Below are 22,690 nucleotides of genomic sequence, written 5' to 3' on the forward strand. Positions count from 1 at the left end.
TGCGCTCCGCTTGTCCGGGACGACGGCGGTGTGTGGGGCCAGCTAGTTACGCCAGCCGCTGTTTCTCATACGCCTTCAAATGCGTGTAGGCGATGCGCAGTTTCGGCACCGGCACTTTCGCAGCATCGGCGCGCGCGATGAGGTCGCCGATGATGTGATCGGCCTCGACAGGCAGGCCCGCCTTGATGTCGCGGAACATCGACGCGGTCATCGGCGAGCCTTCGGTGGTGATCAGGCCCTTGACCCGTTCGAAGAACGGCCCGCCGGGGGCATAGCCCGCCGCGGTGGCTGTCGCGCTGGTCTCATCCAACATGCCCAGGAGAAAGTCCTTGCCTCCGGCGACCGCCAGGATGTTGCCGACGGAGGTGCGCATCAGGCTGGTCGACGCAGCAAGCGAGGAGAGGAACACCCACTTCTCCCACATGTCCTGCATGATGCTGTGGCTCGCGCCCGCGCCGGCGATGCCGCTGGTGAGGACTTCGTCGATCGCCTTCACCCGCGCCGACAGTTTTCCGTCGCGCTCGCCGTAGTTGATCGACTGCATCGGCTGAAGCTGCACCACCTCGCGCTTCTCGTTCAGCGTCGCGGCGATGGCGCAGAGCCCGCCGAGCACGCGCTCGGCGCCGAACTTCTGGTCCAGCACATCGAGATGCCGCATGCCGTTGAGCACGGGAATGATCGTGGTGTTCGGCCCGACCGCCGGCGCGAACGATTTGATGGCATCGTCAAGGTCGAACGCCTTGCAGCTCAGCAGCACGACGTCGAATTTTTCGTCGAGCTTGCCCGCCTGCACCGCCGGCGGATTCGTCAGCGTTGCATCGCCGTTTGGGCTCTTGATGACGAGGCCGGCGCTCGCAAGCTCGCTCGCGCGCCGTGGCCGCACCAGGAAGGTGACGTCGCGCCCGGCCTGCAACAGCCTGCCGCCAAAATAGCCGCCAATGGCGCCGGCGCCGACCACGAGAATGCGCATGGGGTGCTCCGTTTGTTCTTGCTTTTAATTCGCCGCCGTCGTGGCTTTCGCCAGGACGACACCGGGGAGATACCTCACTTCGCGCGTTGGGTCAGAATCACTTTCCCGACACCGTCTCCTCGACCTCGCGCAGCTGCTCCTTGCCGAAGAACATTTCGTTACCGACGAAGAACGTCGGTGAACCGAACGCGCCCCGCGCGACGGCCTCCTCGGTGTTCTTGATCAGCTTTGCTTTCACATCGGGTTCTTGGGTACGTGTGAACAGCTTCTGCGCATCGAGGCCCGACGATGCGAGCGCCTTCATGGCGACTTCCTGATCGTCCATCTTCTTCGGCTCGCGCCACATGTGATGGAACGCGGCTTCGACATATTGTTCGAACACGCCTTCGAGCTGGGCCGCGATCGCCGCGCGCATCAGGTTCAGCGTGTTGACGGGGAAGAACGGGTTCCAGACATAGGGCTGTACGCGGAAGCGTTTGAGGAAACGCTCGGTCTCGACCGCCTGGAATTCGCGCTTGTTCTTGATGCCGGCGAGCGTCTCGGCCGGCGACTTGTTGTTGGTCGCCTTGAAGATGCCGCCGAGCAGGATCGGCACATACTCGAATTTCACGCCGATCCGCTGCTCGATCGCAGGGATCGCCTCATGGCTGAGAAACGCATTGGGACTGCCGAAATCGAACAGGAATTGTGGGGCGTGCGTCAAAACCGTCCTCCCGAGAGCTCGCTTTGCATTCATTGTGGCGCAGCGCGCGCGGCAGGTCCACCCGCTTCATGATGCTCATCATACTTTGACCGGGGCGCGTTACGCGCGGTCGCTGCTTGCGAGTTTCAGGACGTGGTCGCGGATGTCGGCGGGCCAGTCGGCGATCTCCGCTGCGAAGCGCCGGCGGTCACCTGCGAACAGCGCGCGTGAGGCTTCCTCGAAATGCGCGAGATTGCCCGCCATCGCCGACATGAAGTGGTAGGCGGCATCGCGTGCCTGCCGCTCGCGGTCGCGATCGCCGCTTGCACGGCGCGACTCGTCGACGAGCTTGCGCAGCGCGACCGAGGCGCCGCCCGGCTGCGCGTTGAGCCAGTCCCAATGCCGCGGCAACAGTGTCACCTCGCGTGCCACCACACCGAGCTTGGGCCGCCCGCGGCCGCGCGGCGCAGTCGCCGGCTCAATGCCCCCGTCAGCTTCTGCCGGAGCGATTGTCGCCAGGCGGGCCAGCACGTCCTGGTCGTCGCCGCGCAGGTCGAAATCGGCCGCCCGCCCGCTCAAGTCGCTGAAGATCACGATCGCCGAGCCCGCGAACGCATCCGCGCGCTTGACCGCCAAGGCCACATCCGCGATCGGCCCCGAGGCTAGGCGCCGCTGGTCGACAAAGGCTGTGAAGGTTTCCTGCATTGAAATCACTGTGAAATTTGACGAGACAGCTTGTTAATATCCGGGTAAAATAAAGGCGTCAATATGCCCGGGTAAAAAGAGCGACCGTCTGGCTCGACAATCGCCCGCCGGGCTGGCACCAACGCGCCCGAGACCAGCGGGGGACCTCAAAATGCTGACCGTTCACCACCTCAACAATTCACGTTCGCAGCGCGTGCTGTGGCTGCTCGAGGAGTTGGGCGTGCCCTACGAGATCGTGCGCTATCAGCGCCAGCCGGACATGCGCGCGCCGAAGGAGCTGCGTGCGATCCATCCGCTCGGCAAGTCGCCCGTGATCACCGACAACGGCAACACCATCGCCGAATCAGGCGCGATCGTTGAATACCTCGTCGGCACATATGGCCAGGGAAGCCTGATCCCGCCGCCGAACACGCCGGAGCGGCTGCGCTACACTTATTGGCTGCACTATGCCGAAGGCTCGGCGATGCAACCGCTGCTGCTGAAGCTGCTGTTCACGTTGATGCCGAAGCGCGCGCCGGCGCTGCTGCGTCCCCTGGTGCGCAAAGTGTCGAACCAGGCGCTGACTGCGCTGGTCAATCCGCAAATCAAGCAGCACATGGATTATTGGGAAGGCGAGCTCGGAAAGAGCGAATGGTTCGCCGGGCCCGAATTCACCGCCGCCGATATCCAGATGAGTTTTCCGCTGGAGGCGGCGCAAGCGCGCGGCGGACTCGAGCAGGGCCATCCCAAGGCAATGGCGTTCCTCGAGCGCGTTCACGCGCGCCCGGCCTATCAACGCGCGCTGGAGAAGGGCGGGCCGTACCAGGTCGGGCGGTAGAGTCGTTTCCATCGTCATTATTGTGGCGCGAGATTCCGGATTCGATGCTCCGGGTCGCGCTCGCGCGATCCCGTCGCATCGCCCCGGAATGACGATTAAAGTTATTGCCCCGCTGCCGCGGCGCCCCGTGTGCGCGGGTCCGGTGCGCCGAACGGGCCGTTCGGCGTCACCGCGATCGAGTTGGCCGAGGTCTGGCCCATCGGCTCGACGACGAGGTGACCCATCGCCTTCAGCTCGAACAGCACGTCGTCGGAAAAGCCACGCTCGACGCGCACTTCGTCCGGCAGCCATTGGTGATGCAGCCGCGGTGCTGCGACGGCAGCGGCGACATCCATATGATAGTCGAGCACGTTGACGATCACCTGGAGCACCGTCGAGATGATGCGGCTGCCGCCGGGCGAGCCTGTCACGAGCACCGGCTTGCCGTCCTTCAGCACGATGGTCGGCGACATCGAGGACAGCGGCCGCTTGCCCGGTCCAGGCAGATTGGCCTCGTAGCCGACGAGGCCATAGGCATTGGAGGCCCCAACCGCCGCGGTGAAATCGTCGAGCTCGTTGTTGAGCAGCACACCGGTGCCGTCAGCGATAAGGCCGACGCCATAGCTGAAGTTCAGCGTATAGGTGTTGCTCACCGCATTGCCGCTGATATCGACGACCGAGAAATGCGTGGTGTTGCTGCCTTCGCGCGGCGGCGTCGCGCTCGCCACGATCTCGCTCGCCGGCGTGGCACCGTCGGCATTGATGCCGGCGCGGAGCTTGGCGGCATAGTCCTTGGCGATCAGTGTCTCGATTGGCGCCTTGACGAAAGCGGGATCGCCGAGATAACGCGCGCGATCCGCATAGGCGCGCTTCATGGCTTCGATCAGCAGATGCAGGGAGGCCGGCGAGCCCTGCTTCAGATCCGAGAGGTGAAAGCCCTCCAGGATGTTCAGCGTCTCGACAAGCACCACGCCACCTGACGACGGCTGCGGCATCGAGACGATGTCGAAGCCGCGATAGCTGCCGCGCACCGGCTCGCGGATCACGGGCTTGTATGACCGCAGATCCTCCGGAGTCATGATGCCGCCGGCATCGGTGACGGCTTTGGCAAGCTTTTCGGCGACCGGTCCCTCGTAAAATCCGCGCGGGCCTTGGGCGGCGATGGTCGACAGCGTCTTAGCCAAATCGCTTTGCACCAGCCGGTCATTCTCTTGCAGCGGCGTGCCGTCCGGTCGCGAGAAGATCTTCGCCGAGGACGGCCAGCGCGCGAACCGCTTGTGTGCGCCCGGCAAGGTGTCGGCGATATCGTCGCTAATGACGAAACCGTCGCGGGCCAGCGCGATCGCCGGCTCCAGCAATTGCGCCAGCGTGAACTGGCCGGAGCCGTATGTCTCCAGTGCCAGCGCCAGTCCCGCAACGGTGCCGGGCACACCGATGCCGAGTGCGGAGTCGCGCGACTTGGCGATATCGGGCTTGCCGTCGGCGCCGAGGAAGATGTCTGATGTGGTCGCAGCGGGCGCGGTCTCGCGATAATCGATCGCGACGTCTTCCTTGCGGTCGGCGGAATGAATCACCATGAAGCCGCCGCCGCCGATATTGCCCGCGCGCGGATAGGTCACGGCCATGGCGAAACCGGTCGCAACCGCGGCGTCCACCGCGTTGCCGCCGCTCCGCAGGATGTCTGCGCCGATCTGCGCAGAGATCCTTTCCTGCGCCACCACCATGCCGTGCTCGGCGGCGATGGCATGAACTGTGTCGAGCGCGGGCGGCTCGTAGATACGGCGCGCATCCTGAGCGCGCGCTGGCAACAGACCGATACCTATAATCGTGAGGGCAGCTACGACGTTTCGTCGTGTCAGGACAAGCGACATCATCAAAATTCCGCCGTGCCTTGTTACTGCCGTGTCTTTCTGTCGTGTCTGGGCGCCACTCCACAGCCGTCACGGCAATGCTATACCGTTTGCGCTGAGAGAGGCAAAACTGTTCGTGATGGGGAATGCTGATGACGACGATCGCCTCTGATACCGATATGACGGATATGGAGCGAACTTATCCCCCGCGCGCCGCCGTCGTCAGCTGGATCTTCTTCGACTGGGCCGCACAGCCCTATTTCACCCTGATCACGACGTTCGTGTTTGCGCCCTATTTCGCCACAAGCGTCGCGCCGGACGCCGCGGCAGGACAGTCGCTGTGGGGATTCGCGATGGCGGCCGCCGGCTTGATCATTGCCCTGCTGTCGCCGGTGTTAGGGGCCGTCGCGGACGCTGCGGGCCGGCGTAAACCCTGGATCGCTGCATTCGGCGCCATGCTGGTGCTCGGCTCTTGTGCGCTGTGGATCGGCAAGCCCGGCGATCCCGCCATCATCACGCCGCTGCTTGCGGCCGTGGCACTCGCTAGCGTCGGTGCGGAGTTCGCGACCGTCTTCAACAACGCGATGATGCCGACGCTTGTGCCGCCAGAGCGGATCGGGCGGCTCTCCGGCAATGGTTGGGCCACCGGCTATGTCGGCGGCATCATCAGCCTGATCATCGTGCTCGGCTTTCTCGCCGCAAACCCGGAGACCGGGCGTACGCTGCTTGGTTTCAAGCCGCTGTTCGGACTCGATCCGGCCATGCATGAGGGCGATCGCATCACGGGACCGCTGACGGGTCTCTGGTTCATCGTGTTCGTGACGCCGATGTTCCTGTTCACGCCGGATTATCCCGCCAAGCGGCCCGTGCGCGCGGCGCTACACGCAGGGCTCGCGCAGTTGAAGCAATCGCTTGGCGAACTGCCACGACAGAAATCGCTCGCGATCTTCCTGCTGGCGAACATGATCTACACCGACGGTCTGGTGTCGCTTTTCGCCTTCGGCGGCATCTATGCCGCCGGCACGTTCGGCTGGCACACGATCCAGATTGGCACCTTCGGCATCATCTTGGCGATCGCCGGCACCTTCGGCGCGTGGCTCGGCGGCAAGCTCGACGATCTCCTCGGACCGAAGCGCGTGATCGCGGGCAGCATGCTGATCCTGTTGCTGTCACTCGCCGCGATCCTGCTGGTCGACAAGGATTCGATTCTGTTCATCAGCGTCGCGCCGCCCGCGCCCGGTGGCGCCATGTTCGCGGGCGCGGCCGAGCGCGCCTATCTCGTGCTGGGCTGCCTGATCGGCGCGGCCGGCGGCCCGCTCCAGGCAGCCTCGCGTACGCTGCTCATCCGTCTCGCCCCGAAGGATCGCATCGCGCAGTATTTTGGCCTGTTCGCGCTGACGGGGAAGGTGACGTCCTTCATCGGCCCGCTCCTGATCGGCGCGATCACGGCCGGGACCGCAAGCCAGAAGGCCGGCATGGGCGTGCTGGTGGTGTTCTTCGCGGCCGGGCTCGCGCTGTTGACGCGCGTGCGCGAGTAGCGGCAATTGCCGTCATTCCGGGGCGCGCGAAGCGCGAACCCCGAAACTGGCGATTGTAGTGCGAGATTCCGGATTCGATGCTCCGGGCCGCGCCTGCGCGGTCCCGTCGCATCGCTCCGGAATGACGAGCAAATTAGTGCCGGAAGTGCCGCGTCCCCGTAAACACCATGGCGATGCCGTGCTCGTCGGCGGCCTTGATCACCTCATCGTCGCGCATCGAACCGCCGGGCTGCACCACGGCGGTGGCGCCGGCCTCGATGCAGGCGAGCATGCCGTCGGCGAACGGGAAGAACGCATCAGAGGCTACGACCGATCCCTTGGTGAGCGGCTCGGCAAGCTTCAGCTCGTTCGCCGCATCCTGGGCTTTGCGGGCCGCGATCCGCGCCGAATCCACCCGGCTCATCTGGCCGGCACCAATGCCGACGGTGGCAAGATCCTTGGCGTAGATGATCGTGTTGGACTTGACGTGCTTTGCGACGCGGAACGCGAATTTCAGGTCGCGCATCTCGGCGTCAGTCGGTGCACGCTTGGTCACGACCTTGAACGTCATGTCGTCGACCACGGCGTTGTCGCGGCTCTGCACGAGCAGGCCGCCGGCAACGGTCTTGGCGGTGAGACCTGCCGAACGCGGGTCGGGCAGGCCGCCGGCGAGCAACAGGCGCAGATTCTTGCGCGCGCCAATGATGGCGATCGCTTCCTCGCTGGCATCGGGCGCGATGATCACCTCGGTGAAGATCTTCGTGATCTCGCGCGCTGTGTCGGCATCGAGGGCGCGGTTCATCGCGATGATGCCGCCAAAGGCGGAGGTCGAGTCGCAGGCGAGGGCCCTGCGATAGGCGGTAGCGAGATCGGGACCTTCCGCGACGCCGCAGGGGTTGGCGTGCTTGACGATGACGCAGGCTGCGGTGCGCTTGGCGTCGAACTCGCCGATGCACTCATAGGCCGCATCGGTGTCGTTGATGTTGTTGTAGGAGAGCTCCTTGCCCTGCAATTGCCGCGCGGTCGAGACGCCCGGCCGCTTGTCGGGCGTCGCATAGAACGCGGCGGTCTGGTGCGGGTTCTCGCCGTAGCGCAGCGCCTGGATCAGCTTGCCGCCGAAGGCACGATAGTCGGGCGCGTCGATCTCGAGCTGACGATTGAACCAGTTGGAGATCGCAGCATCATAGGCGCCGGTGCGGGCATAGGCTTTTGCGGCGAGGCGCCGGCGCAGCTTCAACGTGGTCGCGCCGTTGTTGGCGGCAAGCTCATCGAGCACGGCCCGGTAATCCTGCGCATCGACGACAACGGCGACATCGTCGTGGTTCTTCGCGGCGGCGCGGATCATCGCGGGACCGCCGATGTCGATGTTCTCGATGCACTCTTCAAAACCTGCGCCTTTGTCGACGGTCGCCTCGAACGGATAGAGATTGACGACGAGGAGATCGATCGGCGCGATCCCGTGCGTCTTCATCGCGTCGGCATGTTCCTTGTTGTCGCGGATCGCGAGCAGGCCGCCATGCACCTTCGGATGCAGCGTCTTGACTCGGCCGTCCATCATCTCGGGAAAGCCGGTCAGCTCGGAGACGTCCTTCACCTTGAGGCCGGCGCTCGCGATCGCCTTTGCGGTGCCACCGGTCGACACCAGCTCGACGCCATGGGCGGCAAGCGCCTTGGCGAACTCGATCAGACCGGTCTTGTCGGAAACGGAAAGCAGGGCGCGGGTGACGCGGCGGGAATGGTCAGTCATCGCATCAGTCATGGGGCAAGATCCTCTGTCTAAGGGAGTACCTATGCCCAGGCGCGCGGCAGATGTGTCCCGCGCTTCCCGATGGTGCTCCATCCAAGGTCGCCAGTCGCGCGAGCGGCTGCTCGTTACCAGCTTTCGGCGATCTTCACAACGGCTGGATGGGCGCGAGCCGGGCGCGTCTAGAGCGGAAGTTCCGGTTCACGCCGGGCATTGCGACGAGCGTTGGTGACTTGAGGCGAGGCGGTGGAGCGGACAAAGCTCCAGCGGATCGAGGGGGCCTGGCGCGCGTCTTGCCGGATCACGATCTGCGCGGTGCGGCGCGGGCCGTCATTGCCGGCCAAAAACACGCTGTCCTCCAGATCGACCTTGTCGTCCATTGCCTCAAAGGTCCAGACCTCGCGGTTCGGCAGCACCAGCATCACGCCGCGGGCGTCCGACAGCCGGCTCGCCTTCACCGCTGGATGCAAATGGAAGCGCAGGGCGAAATCGGCGTTCGCGCCCTTGAGCCGTCCGCCCTGCGGCGGCGACAGCGTGTCCTCGCCGTCGAGCCGCGCGCCGTCATTGGCGACCATCACCACACGCCGGTGGATCACGCCGAACTTGGCGAGGTAGCCGTCATGCGACGTCGTCAGCAGCGTGCCGTTCGCCACGACCTCGCGAAAATTCTCGACGACTGCCGGCCCGCTGATCACAGGCGCGCCGTGCAGCAGCTTCTTCATCGCCGACAGTTCGACGAACTGGCAGGACGATGTTTCGTGGTAGATCAGCGTCGAATGCGCTGCGGTGCCACGTGCGAATGGCCGCCAATTGTCGCGTCCCGTCGTCGGCATGCCGCAATTGGTCACCATGCGGCTCGTGCCCGAGGACAGTTCGAACGACAGGCAGCCGGCATGGGCGTCGTGGCTGACATTGGCTGGCGGCGGCGCGCCGGTATCCATGATCAATGTCAACGCTCCGGCGTCGAGGCGTTGGAAGCCGGTATGCGGCATGGTCGCCATCGGCGCGCCGTGGGTGTCGTCATAGGCGAGCAGCGTGGCGAGCAGATCCGACGGCGTCGCGCTCATGCCGTTGAACAGCGCAAAGTTGCCGTCGCCGTGCCGGAAGAAACGCAGCATCGGCATCATGCGGTCGATCGCGTTCAGCAGCGCCGGCGGTGGCGCGATGTTGCGCGCGGCAAAGGTCTGCCGCAGCGGCAGCAAATCGATCAGGAGCTCGATCAACGCGCCGGGATTGCGGGAGATGTGTCCGCCGTCGGGGAGGATTTGCCGTTGCAATTCGTCGGACAGTTTTCGCGAGGCGCTGCGGATGTGGCGCGCCTGGTTGGCGAGACAGAGCGAGGCGTAGCAGAGCGCGATCAACACTTGCAGCCGCGGCACCCCGTCGGGGATGTCGACCATCGCAAAACGGAGGTAGCGGATCTCGCGCGCCAGCGCCCGCAGGTAGCGGCGATAGAATTTGTTGTCGGTATCACCGAGCACCAGCGGCGCCTGCGACAGCAGCGAGATCACGCGCCGCGCCAGCACGTCGGCGCGGCGGGCCACGGCGCGGCGCTTGTTGGCGGGATTGGAGATCCAGTCCTCGACCAGCGCGCGGGCGTTGGCTCGCGTCAGCGCGGTGTCGGCGGCGCGCAAATGACGCAGCCATCCGAAGCCGAGCAGGGCGACCTCCCAGTCCTCTGACGGCGGCTCGAGATCGAAGATCGAGCGGCCGTGGCAATTGACGATCTTGCCGGCGAACACGAAGCGCCCGGCATAGATCTCGGCCGCGCGGGTCGCGTCCGCGGTGCGCAAGTCGTGCGGCGCGATGATCAGCCGGTCGGTGCGGCCTGGCCAGAGCCTCGACAGCGCCACGGGACCGCCGCTCGCGCGCGCAAGCATGTTCCGCGCGAAGCGGTTCATGACCAACGTCGAGATGCGTCTGCGTTGAGCGACCGACACGCCTTGCCTTGAAGGGGGAGAGGATTCCTGACGAATCCTTTTAATCCCAAAATCGGTCGGCTGACACCACCTTGAAAGGCGGCGAATCAGCGTCGGCGGCGTAAAATCCGGTGCAAAATCAGGATTTAACGAGCCGGGCGCCAAAGAACCCGTCGAGCCCGCCGAGCCGTGGGTCGGCGTTTGGCAAATGGCTCGGCAAGGTGCGCAGGTCGCCCGCGGTGGTAATGATCTCAGCTAGCCCCGAGACCTCGGACGGCTGAATCGGTACGCGGCGCAGCGCCGGCTCCGCTGCCAGCAGCGCGGCGATCGCCTGCTCGCCTTCCTCGGGCTCCAGCGAGCAGGTGCAATAGACCAGCGTTCCGCCCGGTTTGAGCAGCGAGACGGATTTGCGCAGCAGGCGCTGCTGAAGCGCCGTCAGCGCCGCGATGTCGGACTCCTGGCGCAGCCAGGCCACGTCCGGATGACGGCGGATCGTGCCGGTCGAGGTGCAGGGCGCATCGATCAGGATGCCGTCAAAGCCGTGCTGCGGACCCGCCCATTCCACGGCGTCGGCGACGACGGTTTCGGCCTGCAGCGACAGCCGCGCCAGGTTCTCGCGCAGCCGTGCCACACGCGCCGGCGAGCGGTCTACCGCGACAACATTCGCGCCGGCGTGCACCAGCTGGGCCGTCTTGCCGCCCGGAGCGGCGCAGAGATCAGCGATGGACTTGCCAGCGACGTCGCCGAACAGTCGGGTCGGCAGCGTGGCCGCGGCGTCCTGGACCCACCATTGGCCCTCGCTGAAGCCGGGCAGCATGGTCACCGAGCCGTGCAGCAGCGTGCGCACGGTTCCGGTTGGCAGCACCTCGCCATGGAGGCGGCTTGCCCATTGCGCGGCGTCGGACTTCACGGTCAGATCGAGAGAGGGTTCATGGCCGAGCGCGAGCGCCATCTCGCGCGCGGTGGTCTCGCCATAATGCGCGCTCCAGCGCGCGAGCAGCCAGGGCGGCAGGTCGAGCGATTGCGTCGCGACTTCCTCCACCAGCGCCTTGCCCTCTCGCGCGCAGCGCCGCAGCACGGCGTTGACGAGGCCGGCATAGCGCGCGGCACGGCGATCGGATTGCACCAGGCGGACCGAGAGATCGACAGCCGCGTGATCGGGAACATCCATCCAGAGAATCTGCGCGGCACCGATCAGGAGCGCGCTTTGCGCGCGCGGTGCCTCGCCGGGGATGCCTTTGTCGAGCAGGCGCGACAGCACGTGGCCGAGTGTGCCGAGCCGGCGCAGCACGGTCGCCACCATGCGTCGCATCAGCGCGCGGTCGCGATCGGCGAGTGTCTTCAGCCCGGGATGGGCGCCGCCACCGTCAAGTTGGTCATCGAGCGTGCGGTGCTTATGCAGGACACCATCGACGATATCGGCGGCGATCCGCCGCGCCGCGAGACCGGGCACTTCGGTAGGTGGAGCAAAACGTTGAGATGGCATGCGGAGGTAAGGTTCTGAGCGAGCGGCAGTTCCGCCGTGAGGGCGCATGCCTGAAGATGCGCATCTGTGGCATGCGAATATGCCAAATGTAAGAATCGGCTCTGGTTTTTTCAGCCCTGCATGACGATCTCTGCCCTATGCGCGGCGTTTTTTCCGATCGCGCGAGGCGCGCGCCTGGGCTAGGAAGCCAGAAATGAACGACACTCCGACCAGCCCTCCCCAGCGAAAGCCGCTGACTCCGGCCGCTCAGCGCGCGCTGGCGGAAGCCGAGGCACGCCGGCGGGCGGCTGCGGCCGATGCCGAAGCCGCACCAAAAGAGTTGCAGGGGCCGAAAGGTCCCGAGCCGACGCGCTATGGCGATTGGGAGCGTAAGGGCATCGCCTCGGACTTCTGAGACCGGCCGTCTCTTGCCGGCTCGCCCGACTCAGCCCTAGCGTCGGCTGATGTCTCCCCGCGACCGAATCAATTCCCATCGGCCATCGTTCGGCGGCGCGCCATTCGGCCGCCGTTTCTCAGGCCTGTTGCCGTGGATGTTCGTGGTCGTGGTCGCAACCGCGGTCGTGCTCACCTACCGGCACGGGACCCACTGGCCCGTGCCGCATGCCGGTGACGAACGGGCGCAGGACGCCGAGATCATCCTGCAGCACGCAGGCAATCCCGACATTCGCCAGTCGGTTGACGTCATCCGCACCATCGACGGCGACACTTTTGTCGCGCGCGTGCATCAACGCAACGGGCGCGATCTCGTTGCGCGGGTTCGCCTGCGCAGCATCGATGCGCCCGAATTGAAGGCGTCCTGTCGGGAAGAGCTGGACAAGGCCGAAGCTGCCACCGATGCGCTACGCAATCTGCTCGGCCAGGGCGGCGTCGTGATCTACAATCTTGGCCAAGAGAAATACGGACGCATTCTCGCCGATGTTGCCACCCAGCGCACGCCCAACGTGTCGGCAGCGCTGCTCGCTGGCGGTTACGCCCGCAGCTACAATGGCGGCCATCGCGGGGGCTGGTGCGCGCGCAGCTGGCGTTTCTGGCAATAAAAAAGCCGCGTAAAAAACGCGGCTTGTCGTCTCGAAGCAGTTCGTTCTCAGCGCGTCACGACGACCGTCGTGCCGACCGACACGCGGCTGTAGAGGTCGCTGATGTCGTCGTTGAGCATGCGGATGCAGCCGTAGGAGACGAAGCCGCCAACCGAGCCCGGCACGTTGGTGCCGTGGATGGCGTATTCGCCGCCGGCCAGCGTCATCGCCGCAACGCCCATCGGATTGCGTGGCGAGCCGCCAGGAATCACGTCGGGAAGCTGCGGCTTGTCGCGCTTCACTTCCGCCGGAGGCGACCAGGCCGGGTTACGATATTTGCCGTCGATGCGGGTGGTGCCGGCCCATTGTTTGCCGGACTTGCCAACGCCGACCGGGTAGCGCATCGCGTGCTCGCCATCGAGGATGAGATAGAGCCGCCGTTCATTGGTCCTGACCACGATGGTGCCCGGGGAATATTCGCCGCCGTGCAGCCCCACCATTTCCGGCCGCGCCTCGGCCGCCGTCGACATCAAGATCCCCGCTCCGATGGTGGCGGCCAATGCCACCGCAATCTTCATCGACATCACTTATTTCCTTATCCGGTGCCCCGAACGGGTCGTCGAAATCTACGCAAAATCCGGCAATCGCCCGCTCGCCCACACATTCTTAACCGCGCGCGTTAACCGGGTGGTTTCCACGCGTGCGCCTTGGGCCGAGCAAGCAGGGGGAACAAAGGAAAAGTTCGAATTAAAGTAAATGACCGGAAAACAACACTCGGCGGGAAAGACGCGGGCGCGTCCGCTCACGCCCTGACAAGTGCGTGAGGGCATGAGTCGGGCCGACGCTGCTGAAGCGAGGGACAGTCTCGTGTCCCGGACGCGCCGCAGCGCCTTAGCGCTGCTGCGCTGAGCCGGGACCTACGCAAGGATTGATGGTGATGCTGTGGGCCCCGGCTCAGCAGCGCAATACTTCGCATTGCGCTGCGTCCGGGGCACGAGTGCGTTCTTACGTCGACGTCTGCTTCTTGTTCTGGCGGTTCTTGACGAGGTCATCGACCACGGCAGGATCGGCGAGCGTCGAGGTGTCGCCGAGGCTGCCCGGCTCGTCCTCGGCGATCTTGCGCAGGATGCGGCGCATGATCTTGCCCGAGCGCGTCTTGGGCAGACCGGGGGCGAACTGGATCTGGTCGGGCGAGGCGATCGGGCCGATCTCCTTGCGCACCCAGGTCACGAGCTCTTTGCGCAGATCTTCCGTCGGCTCGACGCCGGCCATCAGGGTGACATAGGCGTAGATGCCCTGGCCCTTGATGTCGTGCGGGAAGCCGACCACGGCGGCCTCCGAGACCTTCTCGTGCGCAACCAGCGCGCTCTCGACCTCGGCAGTCCCCATGCGGTGGCCGGAGACGTTGATGACGTCGTCGACGCGGCCGGTGATCCAGTAATAGCCATCGGCGTCGCGCCGGCAGCCGTCGCCCGTGAAATACTTGCCCTTGTAGGTCGAGAAATAGGTCTGCTCGAAACGGGCGTGATCGCCATAGACCGTGCGCATCATGCCCGGCCATGACCGGGTCAGACAGAGGTTGCCGGTGGTCTCGCCGTCCAGCACCTTGCCGTCGGCATCGACGATCTCGGGCACCACGCCGAAGAACGGCAGCGTCGCCGAGCCCGGCTTGAGCTTGGTCGCGCCCGGCAGCGGCGTGATCAGGATGCCGCCGGTCTCGGTCTGCCACCAGGTGTCGACGATCGGGCAGCGGTCGTCGCCGACCACGCGGTGGTACCACTCCCAGGCTTCCGGATTGATGGGCTCGCCGACCGAGCCGAGCAGGCGCAGCGAGGCGCGCGAGGTCTTCTTCACCGGCTCGTCGCCCGACTGCATCAAGGCGCGGATCGCGGTCGGCGCGGTGTAGAAGATGTTGACCTTGTGCTTGTCGATGACGTTCCAGAACCTGGAATTATCGGGGTAGTTCGGCACGCCTTCGAACATCAGCGTGGTCGCGCCATTGGCCAGCGGACCGTAGAGAATGTAGCTGTGGCCGGTGACCCAGCCGACATCCGCCGTGCACCAGTAGACGTCGCCGTCGTGATAGTCGAACACGTATTGATGCGTCATCGCGGCATAGACGAGATAGCCGCCCGAGGTGTGCAGCACACCCTTCGGCGTGCCCGTCGAGCCCGAGGTGTAGAGGATGAACAGCGGATCCTCGGCGTGCATGTGCTCGGCCGGGCACTCCGTCGTCACCATCTTGGCCGCGTCGTCGTACCAGAGGTCGCGCGACGGCGACATGTCGACCTTGCCGCCGGTGCGCTTGACGACGATGACCCAGTCGACGCCCTCGGTCTTGGCGAGCGCCGCATCGACATTGGCCTTCAGCGGCACCTTCCTGCCGCCGCGCAGGCCCTCGTCGGCGGTGATGATCACCTTGGATTTGCAGTCGTTGATGCGCTGGGCAAGGCTGTCGGGCGAGAAGCCGGCGAACACCACCGAGTGGATCGCGCCGATCCGCGCGCAGGCCAGCATCGCGTAGGCGGCCTCGGGGATCATCGGCAGGTAGATGGTGACGCGATCGCCTTTCTTGACGTTGCGGGTGCGCAGGATGTTGGCCATCCGGCAGACCTCGTCATGCAGCTCCTTGTAGGTGATGTGCTTCGACTGCGAGGGATCATCGCCTTCCCAGATGATCGCGGTCTGGTTGGCGCGCTTGGCGAGGTGCCGGTCGATGCAGTTCCAGGCGACGTTGAGGACGCCGTCTTCAAACCATTTGATGGAGATGTTGCCGGGTGCGAAGGAGGCGTTCTCGATTCTGGTCGGTGCCTTCATCCAGTCGACGCGCTTGGCCTGCTCGGCCCAGAAAGCGTTCGGGTCTGAGATCGAGCGGGCGTACATGTCCTTGTACTTGGCCTGATCGACCCAGGCGCGCTTCGCCCAATCTGCCGGCACGTCGTAGATCTTCTCGGACATGTTTTCCTCCACCAAACGGCAAGCTCAACGCCACGCCGACATCATTTGAAAGATTATGCGTCGGGCTAACCGCGCCCGACAAGGAGGACAAGCTGGACCTTCGGCGGGCATCCGGCCATGCGAAACATCAAGGTCAGTGAGGGCGGCTGTCGCAAATCTGAGACAACCGGCGCGAGGGCTATTTCGCTCTTTACCGAACCTTGCGGAAGCGGCGACGCAGACCCTCCATGCACCCGGAAGAGGTATTTGGCAACCTCTCGTCACTGATTCGGGACTCGCAATGCCGTTCGGAACCTCCTAAATGGCCTGACCGGGGTCCAACGAGACCCCTGGGAACAAAAATCAAAACAACAGCATTGTTCGATAACAGGCGGAGCTAAGGCGTAAGACTATGATGGATCAGCAGAATTTCGGGACGATGCGGCCCGCTTCAGCCGATCCCGCCGCAATTGCGCTCGCCAAAGCCCTCGGACAATGGCCGAAACCGACTGGTTTCAGGCGTCCCGGCCCCAAGAAGATCTTCGATACGGCACCTTCGACCTCGGTCGAGGCGCTGGCCAGGGAATTGGGCCTGCGGCTCGGCGACCAGAACGAGCTGACCATCCGCCGCATCAAGCGCGGCAAGGGCTATTCCTTCGTCCGCCCCAACGGCGCCCATATCCGCGACGCCCGCACCATCCGCCGGCTCCACGCCATGGCGGTACCGCCGGCCTATCGCGAGGTGCGCTACTCGGCCGACCCGAGCTCGCATCTGCAGGCGGTGGGGCGCGATGCCGCAGGGCGACTGCAATATCGCTATCACGCCGACTGGGAAAAGGTGCGCGAGCAGCGCAAGGCGCATCGCCTGGAAAAGCTCGTCGGCGCGCTGCCGAAGATCCGGCGTAAGGTCTCGATGTTCCTCTCCGGCGAGGAGCCGACGCGCGAGTTCGCGCTCTCGGCGGTGATCGAGCTGATCGCCCGCACCGCGATCCGTCCGGGCAATGAATCCTACGCGCGCCTCAACGGCACCCGCGGCGCCACCACGCTGCTGAAGTCCAACGTTACGCTGGAAGACGACTCCTTCGTGCTGACGTTCAAGGCCAAGGGCGGCAAGGCGGTGCGGAAGGAATGTGGCGCGGCCAAGCTGGTCCGCGCCATCGGCATTCTGCAGGGCGTTCCAGGCAAGCGCATGTTCCAGTATCGCGATGCCTCCGGCACCGTGCGCTCGGTGAATACCACGCAGGTGAATGCGTTCCTGCGCGAGATCGCCGGCATCAAGATTTCGCTCAAGGATTTTCGTACCCTGATGGCCTCGGCCGTCGTCGTGGAATCGCTGTCGCGGATCACGCCGGCGACCAGCCAGCGCGGCCGCAAGCGCCAGGTCCTGGACGCGATCCGTGCCGCTGCCGACCAGCTCTCCAATACGCCGGCGATCTGCCGCAGGAGCTACGTCCACGACACCATCGTCACCGCGTTCGAGGACGGTATCCTCGAGCGTTTTGCCGCGACGATGAAGGGCCAGCGCTCGCAGGCCAGGCGCGAGCAGCTTCTGGCGCAGGTGGTGGCGACGGCCGCGGTGTAACCAATCTGCCCTGTCGTAGGGTGGACAAAGGCGCGAAGCGACGTGCCCACCATCTCTCCGCGATCACGACAGAAGTGGTGGGCACGCTTCGCTTTGCCCACCCTACGAATTCCGCCGAGTAACGCCCGCTACATCTTGCCCTCAGACTTCATCACATCGGGCCCGGGATCTCGGCCCCCGGCCGCGAGGCTCAACCGACCCAGATAATGGGCCCAGCCCTTGCTGTGGGCTTCGCATTGTTCTGCAGTCGGCAGGCCGCTATGCGTCATGCGCAACAGCGTGCCGCCATCGCGTTCGATCAGGTCAATCTCGACCAGGCTCGAGCCGGGTGGCACTTCCTGACCGCCCTCCCAACCGAACGTGTAGGCGAGCCGATGCACCGGCACGACCTCGCGAAACGCGCCGCGGGCGGCGCCGCCGCGCTGGCCAATGCCCTTGAGCAGGTAAAGTCCGCCAGGTTGCGTCTCGAACGTCGCCTCCGAGCCCATCCAGTTCACGATTTTGTCGGGGTCGGCGAGGTAAGCGAAGACAGTGGCACGCGGGGCCGCGATGTGGGTCTCGCGGCGGACTATGAATGGATCAGTCATCGGCGTCGGTTCCCTGGCTGCACCAGGCAGATGGCGCCGCGACAACGCCTCTTCAAGGCCCGCCATCAACGATAGGTCGTGACAAGAATGGCGGGCAGACCGCATGATCGCGCCATGCAGTTGTCCTCGACGCTCGCCTGGCTCGTCGATGCGGCTGCCGAGACCACGGGTGCCGACCGGTTGCTCGCGGATCTCGGCGCGCATCTGGTTGCGGATGGATTGCCGCTCGTCGCGGGCAGCCTGACATTGGACGTCCCGCATCCCCTGATCGCACAGCGAACCTGGCTGTGGCGCGCCGAAAGCGGCGAGGTCGTCGAAGCTCTCGGATTTGTGCAGGGCGCAGCCGCACTTGCGCCGCGCAACGACGCCGGCCGGCGCTGGCTGAGCGCGACAGCCGCCGGCATCGTCCACGAAGACACGATCGGGCCGCGTCAGGACGGGCCGTTGCTCGGCTGGATCGGGCCGCGCCCGTTCACGCCGCGCGAGATCGACGATCTCCAGCAAGCCGCGCGCTTTGCCACCGCACCGCTCGCCGTGCTCGCCGCACGGGCCACGCTGGCAGCAGCGCTCGAAGCCTATCTCGGCCGGCGCAGCGCAGAGCGCGTGCTGGCGGCGCCGCTACGTCGCGATCTCGGTGAAACCATCCAGGCTGCACTGCTCTATGCCGACCTGCGCGACTTCACCGCGCTGTCGGAAGGCAATCCACCGGCTGCAGTCATCTCGGCGCTCGATGCCTGGTTCGATCGCATCGCGGGCGCGGTGCACGCCTTTGGTGGCGAGGTGCTGAAATTCATCGGCGATGGCGTGCTGGCGATTTTTCCGGTCGTGGGCGCATCACCGCGTGAGGCTTGCAGCGCCGCCTTGCGCGCGGCGACCGCGGCGCGCGCCGGCATGATGCATTTGAATGACGAACGGCGCCGCCAGGGATTGCCGTCGCTGTCGTTCGGCGCCGCGCTTCATCTCGGCGAGATGTTGTGGGGCAATATCGGCGCCGCCAATCGGCTGGATTTCACAGCGATCGGTTCGGCCGTCAATTTGGCGAGCCGGCTCGAGGGATTGTGCAAGCCGCTCGGCAAGACGGTTCTGGTGTCGGGTGCGCTGGCCGCCGAGACCGACACGCCATTGCTGCCGCTCGGGATGCATTCGCTTCGCGGCATAGCATCACCTTGCGAGATCTTCGCGCTGCCGGAAAGTTGACGAAGTAGTTGGCTGCCGTAGGGTGGGCAAAGGCGCGCTCTTGCGCGCCGTGCCCACCATCTCTCAATGATTGCGAAAGAAGAGGTGGGCACGCTTCGCTTTGCCCACCCTACAATTCGGCGACGGCAGCGGCTACACCCCGCCCATCTTGCAGACGAGCTTCCATTCATCTGCCGTTACTGGCTGCACCGAGAGGCGCGAATATTTCACCAGCGCCATGTCGGCGAGCTTCTTGTCGGCCTTGACCGCGGCCATCGTCACTGGCGTCTTCAAGGGCTTGTCGGCCTTGATGTCGACGCAGACGAACTTGCCAGTCTTGTCGGTCGGATCGGGATAGGCCTCCTTGATGATCTCGGCGATGCCGACGATCTCCTTGCCCTCGTTGGAATGATAGAAGAACGCCTTGTCGCCCTTCTTCATGTTCACGAGATTCTGCCGCGCGGTGAAGTTGCGCACGCCGGTCCAGGCCTCGCCCTTGGCGCCCTTGGCGACCTGCTGGTCCCACGACCAGACGGACGGTTCGGATTTCACCAGCCAGTAATTCATAATGCGTCCCATCCGTTCGTCATGGCCGGGCATAGCCGTCCGAAGGACGGCGTCGCTTCGCTCGCCTATGTCCCGGCCATCCACATCTTTGCCAGGTACTCAATATCAAGACGTGGATGCCCGCGACAAGCGCGGGCATGACGTCGGAAATCATTCCTCTGCCTTGAAGGGGCGCGTCAAAAGTCCGGATATTGCGGCGTCGATCGTGCTCTTGCCGCTCAGGATCGCCGCCACCGCTTCTGATACCGGCATCTCGATATTTTGCGAAGATGCGAGCTCGATCAGCACGGGTGCGGTGAATTCGCCTTCGGCGAGCTTGCCGGCTGGCGGCGCCTCGCCGCGCCCGAGCGCAAGCCCGAGCGCAAAATTGCGCGACTGCGGGCTTGAGCAGGTCAGGATCAGGTCGCCAAGGCCGGACAGGCCTGCAAGCGTCTCGCTACGCGCGCCGAGCGCACGGCCGAAGCGGGCGAGTTCGGCAAAGCCGCGCGTGGTCAACGCAGCCTGCGCGGAGGCGCCGAGCTTGCGTCCAACCGCGATGCCGACCGCGATCGCCAGCACGTTCTTGGCCGCACCGCCGATCTCGACGCCGCGCACGTCGGTCGAGTGATAGGGGCGGAAGGTCGGCGAGCCCAGCGCCTGCACCAGGGAGCTAGCGAGCTGCTCGTCTTTCGCGGCCAGCGTCACCGCCGTCGGCTGGCCGCGCGCGACGTCATCGGCAAAGCTCGGTCCCGACAGGATCACAGGCTGCGCGAGGGGCGCGGCTTCCGCGATCACGTCGGTCATGAATTTGTGCGTGCCGTGCTCGATTCCCTTGGCGCAGGCAATGACCGGTGTTGGTTTTGTCAAATGCGGCGCCAGCGTGTTGGCCGCGCCGCGCAGGTGCTGCGCGGGCGTCACGATCAACAGGATCTCTGCGCGCGCCGCGAGCGCCAGCTCGCTCGTCACCACGATGTCGGGAGACAATTTTACGCCAGGAAGCCGCGGATTTTCGCGCGACGATGCGATCCGGCCTGCGTGCTCGGAATTACGTGCGCACAGCGTCACGGTTCTTCCCGCCCGTGCAGCGACAGCCGCCAGCGCCGTGCCCCAGGCTCCCGCGCCGATCACTGCGACGGACTGAAAGGCTGTCATCGCTAGAATCCCGCGCGCGTGTTGGCGTAGCCTTTGGGCGCCGTCGCGGTTGCATCGAGCAGCCAGCGTGCGCGGGGCTGGGCGTCCATCGTGTCGGTGAGGCCGAGCGCGAGACGCTCGGCGCCGGCCCATGCGATCATCGCGCCGTTGTCGGTGCAGAGCGCGGGCGGCGGCATGATCAGCCGCGTTCCGGCCGCATCGGCAACGTCCTGCAACGCGCCGCGGATCGCCTGATTGGCGGCGACGCCGCCGGCCGCGACGAGCGCTTGCGGCGCGCCGAACTGCTCGCGGAACAACTTTAAGCCCATGCTCAGGCGGTCTGCGGTCGAGTCGAGCACCGCGGCCTGAAAGCTCGCACAGAGATCGCTGATGTCCTGTGGCTCGAGCGGAACGATCCGGCTCGCTTCGTTGCGCACCGCCGTCTTCAATCCCGACAGTGAGAAATTGGCATCGGGCCGTCCCTGCATCGGCCGCGGAAACGCAAATCGCGTCGCATCGCCGTCTGCCGCGGCGCGCTCGACCTGCGGTCCGCCGGGATAAGGCAGCCCGAGCATCTTCGCGACCTTGTCGAAGGCTTCGCCGATCGCATCATCGACGGTGGTGCCGAGCCGAATATATTGTCCGACACCGACCACGGCGACGATCTGGGTATGGCCGCCCGAAGCCAGGAACAGGCAGTAGGGGAATTCGAGGTGATCGGTCAGCCGCGGCGTCAGTGCATGCGCCTCGAGATGGTTTACCGCGACGAGGGGGGTGTCGTGCACCATCGCAATCGCCTTTGCCGTGGTGAGCCCGACGATCACGCCGCCGATCAATCCCGGTCCGGCCGCGGCCGCGACACCCGACAACTCGGCGAAGCCGACGCCGGCCTCCTTCATCGCGCGGTCAATAATACCGTCGAGCAGGTCGACATGGGCGCGCGCAGCGATCTCCGGCACCACGCCGCCGAAGCGGGCGTGCTCCTCGACCTGCGAGCGCACGATGTTGGAGAGAATCCTGCCTTCGCCGTCGCCTGTGCGCGCGATCACGGCTGCGGCGGTTTCGTCGCAGGTGGTTTCGATGCCCAATACCAGCATTGGCGAATTGTTATCCAATTTGCGCCCTTGCGCTCTTCCGCAAAGCAGAGTTCTGGTACGTCCGGTAGCATTCCGGGGTCGCCAAAGGCAATCGCGCCTTACAACTTCTGGAACACCAGGTTGCGGTGCGCCGGAGAATAGAGATCATGGCCATTCTTGTCACACGGCCGCATCCCGACAATGAGGCCACCGCGGCAGACTTGCGTGCCCTGGGCTATGTGGTGTTGCTGGCGCCAGCGCTCAAGTTCGAGCCGGTCGCGTTTCGTGACGAAAGCGAGGCAAGCTATAGTGGCATCATCGTCACGTCGGCGAACGCGATACGAGCCATCGCGCCGCAATTGCCGGAGCTTCGTCTGTCGAAGCTGCCGCTGTTCGCGGTCGGCGAGCACACCGCGAGCGCCGCGAGCGAGGCCGGCTTTACCGAGGTCATCGTTGCCGGCGGCGATGCTGCGGCATTAAGGGACAAGGTGCTGCAAAGCGCGCGCGACAAGGTCGTGAAGAAAAAGAGCACGCTGCTTTATCTCGCGGGCGCGGATCTGTCGCGCGATCTCTCGGCCGAGCTCGGTGCGGAGGGGTTCAACGTGGCGACGCAAACCATCTATCGCATGGCGCCGGTCAAGCATCTGCCGCGCGAGGTCTGCGAAGGGTTTGCCGCCGATGGCATCCGAGCCGTCTTGCATTATTCGCGGCGCAGCGCGCGCGCCTTCCTGGATGCAGCACGCGACGAGGGGGTCGAAATCTCCGCATTGTCGATTCCGCAGTGCTGCCTGTCCGAGAGCATTGCCGGCGTGCTCCGCGAGGCCGGCGCGACGCAAGTTGCGGTCGCGGCCTCGCCGGACGAAAATGCCTTATTTGAGACCTTGGCGCGTGCTTTGCGCACCCGTTTGGCGTAAGAGAACGGGCCGAATCCTTGAGTTGAGGGGTCCGGTCCGAGTACGTCGCTTGCAAG

General features: G+C 65.2%; 20 protein-coding genes and 1 riboswitch. Of the genes, 7 read left to right on the top strand and 13 right to left on the bottom strand.

Going from position 1 to position 22,690, the window contains the following annotated elements; translation table 11 throughout:
• Nucleotides 1-46: 46 nt before the first annotated feature.
• From panE to Q3C01_RS07185, 3 genes are all read right to left on the bottom strand, one after another.
• Nucleotides 47-970: a 2-dehydropantoate 2-reductase gene (gene panE, locus Q3C01_RS07175; protein WP_458144615.1), complete on the bottom strand. Its 924-nt coding sequence runs from the start codon at nt 968-970 to the stop codon at nt 47-49.
• Between the two features lie 97 nt (nt 971-1,067).
• The gene (locus Q3C01_RS07180) at nt 1,068-1,673 is read right to left on the bottom strand and encodes a 2-hydroxychromene-2-carboxylate isomerase (protein ID WP_458144616.1); all 606 of its coding nucleotides are present in this window, start codon (nt 1,671-1,673) and stop codon (nt 1,068-1,070) included.
• Between the two features lie 99 nt (nt 1,674-1,772).
• Nucleotides 1,773-2,357 (bottom strand): DUF2239 family protein, encoded by a 585-nt coding sequence (locus Q3C01_RS07185; RefSeq protein WP_458144617.1) that lies wholly within the window; start codon nt 2,355-2,357, stop codon nt 1,773-1,775.
• 151 nt (nt 2,358-2,508) lie between these two features.
• Here Q3C01_RS07185 and Q3C01_RS07190 point away from each other — a divergent pair, with 151 nt between their 5' ends.
• The gene (locus tag Q3C01_RS07190; RefSeq protein ID WP_458144618.1) at nt 2,509-3,174 is read left to right on the top strand and encodes a glutathione S-transferase family protein; all 666 of its coding nucleotides are present in this window, start codon (nt 2,509-2,511) and stop codon (nt 3,172-3,174) included.
• Between the two features lie 101 nt (nt 3,175-3,275).
• Here the strand turns inward: Q3C01_RS07190 and ggt are convergent, their stop codons facing one another.
• Complete coding sequence (ggt, locus tag Q3C01_RS07195) at nt 3,276-5,027, bottom strand: gamma-glutamyltransferase (RefSeq protein ID WP_458144619.1); 1,752 nt, start codon at nt 5,025-5,027, stop codon at nt 3,276-3,278.
• 128 nt (nt 5,028-5,155) lie between these two features.
• On the opposite strand from ggt, the gene Q3C01_RS07200 reads away from it, so the two are divergent.
• A complete protein-coding gene (locus tag Q3C01_RS07200; RefSeq protein WP_458144620.1) occupies nt 5,156-6,541 on the top strand; it encodes an MFS transporter in 1,386 nt (461 codons plus the stop codon).
• Between the two features lie 133 nt (nt 6,542-6,674).
• On the opposite strand, the gene purH is transcribed toward Q3C01_RS07200, so the two are convergent.
• The 3 genes from purH to Q3C01_RS07215 form a co-directional block, all read right to left on the bottom strand.
• Nucleotides 6,675-8,267 (bottom strand): bifunctional phosphoribosylaminoimidazolecarboxamide formyltransferase/IMP cyclohydrolase, encoded by a 1,593-nt coding sequence (purH, locus tag Q3C01_RS07205; protein ID WP_458144647.1) that lies wholly within the window; start codon nt 8,265-8,267, stop codon nt 6,675-6,677.
• Nucleotides 8,268-8,305: 38 nt separating this feature from the next.
• A riboswitch (ZMP/ZTP riboswitch) is annotated at nt 8,306-8,387 on the bottom strand.
• Between the two features lie 59 nt (nt 8,388-8,446).
• Nucleotides 8,447-10,165, bottom strand: coding sequence for a heparinase II/III family protein (locus Q3C01_RS07210; protein ID WP_458144621.1), 1,719 nt, complete (start codon nt 10,163-10,165; stop codon nt 8,447-8,449).
• 157 nt (nt 10,166-10,322) lie between these two features.
• A complete protein-coding gene (locus Q3C01_RS07215) occupies nt 10,323-11,669 on the bottom strand; it encodes an RsmB/NOP family class I SAM-dependent RNA methyltransferase (RefSeq protein ID WP_458144622.1) in 1,347 nt (448 codons plus the stop codon).
• A 193-nt stretch (nt 11,670-11,862) separates the two neighbouring features.
• Between Q3C01_RS07215 and Q3C01_RS07220 the strand changes: the two genes are divergently transcribed.
• Complete coding sequence (locus Q3C01_RS07220; RefSeq protein ID WP_458144623.1) at nt 11,863-12,063, top strand: DUF1674 domain-containing protein; 201 nt, start codon at nt 11,863-11,865, stop codon at nt 12,061-12,063.
• A 49-nt stretch (nt 12,064-12,112) separates the two neighbouring features.
• Nucleotides 12,113-12,706 (top strand): thermonuclease family protein, encoded by a 594-nt coding sequence (locus tag Q3C01_RS07225; protein WP_458144624.1) that lies wholly within the window; start codon nt 12,113-12,115, stop codon nt 12,704-12,706.
• A 47-nt stretch (nt 12,707-12,753) separates the two neighbouring features.
• Here Q3C01_RS07225 and Q3C01_RS07230 read toward each other — a convergent pair whose 3' ends face one another.
• Together Q3C01_RS07230 and acs are read right to left on the bottom strand one after the other, a co-directional pair.
• A complete protein-coding gene (locus tag Q3C01_RS07230; RefSeq protein WP_458144625.1) occupies nt 12,754-13,269 on the bottom strand; it encodes a L,D-transpeptidase in 516 nt (171 codons plus the stop codon).
• A gap of 421 nt (nt 13,270-13,690) precedes the next feature.
• The gene (gene acs / locus Q3C01_RS07235; RefSeq protein WP_458144626.1) at nt 13,691-15,643 is read right to left on the bottom strand and encodes an acetate--CoA ligase; all 1,953 of its coding nucleotides are present in this window, start codon (nt 15,641-15,643) and stop codon (nt 13,691-13,693) included.
• Between the two features lie 391 nt (nt 15,644-16,034).
• Here acs and Q3C01_RS07240 point away from each other — a divergent pair, with 391 nt between their 5' ends.
• Nucleotides 16,035-17,204 carry a DNA topoisomerase IB gene (locus tag Q3C01_RS07240; RefSeq protein WP_458144627.1) on the top strand — a complete coding sequence of 390 codons (1,170 nt, stop codon included), beginning with the start codon at nt 16,035-16,037 and terminating at the stop codon, nt 17,202-17,204.
• Between the two features lie 128 nt (nt 17,205-17,332).
• Here Q3C01_RS07240 and Q3C01_RS07245 read toward each other — a convergent pair whose 3' ends face one another.
• Complete coding sequence (locus Q3C01_RS07245; RefSeq protein WP_458144628.1) at nt 17,333-17,791, bottom strand: SRPBCC family protein; 459 nt, start codon at nt 17,789-17,791, stop codon at nt 17,333-17,335.
• A 114-nt stretch (nt 17,792-17,905) separates the two neighbouring features.
• On the opposite strand from Q3C01_RS07245, the gene Q3C01_RS07250 reads away from it, so the two are divergent.
• Entirely contained in the window at nt 17,906-18,988 is a 1,083-nt protein-coding gene (locus Q3C01_RS07250; RefSeq protein ID WP_458144629.1) for an adenylate/guanylate cyclase domain-containing protein, read from the top strand.
• A gap of 132 nt (nt 18,989-19,120) precedes the next feature.
• Here the strand turns inward: Q3C01_RS07250 and Q3C01_RS07255 are convergent, their stop codons facing one another.
• From Q3C01_RS07255 to tsaD, 3 genes are all read right to left on the bottom strand, one after another.
• On the bottom strand, nt 19,121-19,534 hold the full coding sequence (locus Q3C01_RS07255; protein WP_458144630.1) for an EVE domain-containing protein: 414 nt from the start codon (nt 19,532-19,534) through the stop codon (nt 19,121-19,123).
• Between the two features lie 150 nt (nt 19,535-19,684).
• Nucleotides 19,685-20,665, bottom strand: coding sequence for an NAD(P)H-dependent glycerol-3-phosphate dehydrogenase (locus Q3C01_RS07260; protein WP_458144631.1), 981 nt, complete (start codon nt 20,663-20,665; stop codon nt 19,685-19,687).
• Nucleotides 20,666-20,667: 2 nt separating this feature from the next.
• Nucleotides 20,668-21,741, bottom strand: coding sequence for a tRNA (adenosine(37)-N6)-threonylcarbamoyltransferase complex transferase subunit TsaD (gene tsaD, locus Q3C01_RS07265; protein ID WP_458144632.1), 1,074 nt, complete (start codon nt 21,739-21,741; stop codon nt 20,668-20,670).
• A gap of 146 nt (nt 21,742-21,887) precedes the next feature.
• On the opposite strand from tsaD, the gene Q3C01_RS07270 reads away from it, so the two are divergent.
• Nucleotides 21,888-22,634, top strand: coding sequence for a uroporphyrinogen-III synthase (locus Q3C01_RS07270; protein ID WP_458144633.1), 747 nt, complete (start codon nt 21,888-21,890; stop codon nt 22,632-22,634).
• Nucleotides 22,635-22,690 lie beyond the last annotated feature (56 nt).

The organism is Bradyrhizobium sp. UFLA05-109, from assembly GCF_054185165.1.

Bases quoted from the DNA above. Each gene is read 5' to 3' on its own strand.
- Q3C01_RS07215 (WP_458144622.1), bottom strand. From the start codon at position 11,669: ATGCCATCTCAACGTTTTGCTCCACCTACCGAAGTGCCCGGTCTCGCG.
- tsaD (WP_458144632.1), bottom strand. From the start codon at position 21,741: ATGCTGGTATTGGGCATCGAAACCACCTGCGACGAAACCGCCGCAGCC.
- ggt (WP_458144619.1), bottom strand. From the start codon at position 5,027: ATGATGTCGCTTGTCCTGACACGACGAAACGTCGTAGCTGCCCTCACG.
- Q3C01_RS07255 (WP_458144630.1), bottom strand. From the start codon at position 19,534: ATGAATTACTGGCTGGTGAAATCCGAACCGTCCGTCTGGTCGTGGGAC.
- Q3C01_RS07210 (WP_458144621.1), bottom strand. From the start codon at position 10,165: ATGAACCGCTTCGCGCGGAACATGCTTGCGCGCGCGAGCGGCGGTCCC.
- Q3C01_RS07230 (WP_458144625.1), bottom strand. From the start codon at position 13,269: ATGTCGATGAAGATTGCGGTGGCATTGGCCGCCACCATCGGAGCGGGG.
- acs (WP_458144626.1), bottom strand. From the start codon at position 15,643: ATGTCCGAGAAGATCTACGACGTGCCGGCAGATTGGGCGAAGCGCGCC.
- Q3C01_RS07250 (WP_458144629.1), top strand. From the start codon at position 17,906: ATGCAGTTGTCCTCGACGCTCGCCTGGCTCGTCGATGCGGCTGCCGAG.
- Q3C01_RS07270 (WP_458144633.1), top strand. From the start codon at position 21,888: ATGGCCATTCTTGTCACACGGCCGCATCCCGACAATGAGGCCACCGCG.
- purH (WP_458144647.1), bottom strand. From the start codon at position 8,267: ATGACTGACCATTCCCGCCGCGTCACCCGCGCCCTGCTTTCCGTTTCC.
- Q3C01_RS07190 (WP_458144618.1), top strand. From the start codon at position 2,509: ATGCTGACCGTTCACCACCTCAACAATTCACGTTCGCAGCGCGTGCTG.
- Q3C01_RS07225 (WP_458144624.1), top strand. From the start codon at position 12,113: ATGTCTCCCCGCGACCGAATCAATTCCCATCGGCCATCGTTCGGCGGC.
- Q3C01_RS07260 (WP_458144631.1), bottom strand. From the start codon at position 20,665: ATGACAGCCTTTCAGTCCGTCGCAGTGATCGGCGCGGGAGCCTGGGGC.
- Q3C01_RS07240 (WP_458144627.1), top strand. From the start codon at position 16,035: ATGATGGATCAGCAGAATTTCGGGACGATGCGGCCCGCTTCAGCCGAT.
- panE (WP_458144615.1), bottom strand. From the start codon at position 970: ATGCGCATTCTCGTGGTCGGCGCCGGCGCCATTGGCGGCTATTTTGGC.
- Q3C01_RS07185 (WP_458144617.1), bottom strand. From the start codon at position 2,357: ATGCAGGAAACCTTCACAGCCTTTGTCGACCAGCGGCGCCTAGCCTCG.
- Q3C01_RS07245 (WP_458144628.1), bottom strand. From the start codon at position 17,791: ATGACTGATCCATTCATAGTCCGCCGCGAGACCCACATCGCGGCCCCG.
- Q3C01_RS07200 (WP_458144620.1), top strand. From the start codon at position 5,156: ATGACGACGATCGCCTCTGATACCGATATGACGGATATGGAGCGAACT.
- Q3C01_RS07220 (WP_458144623.1), top strand. From the start codon at position 11,863: ATGAACGACACTCCGACCAGCCCTCCCCAGCGAAAGCCGCTGACTCCG.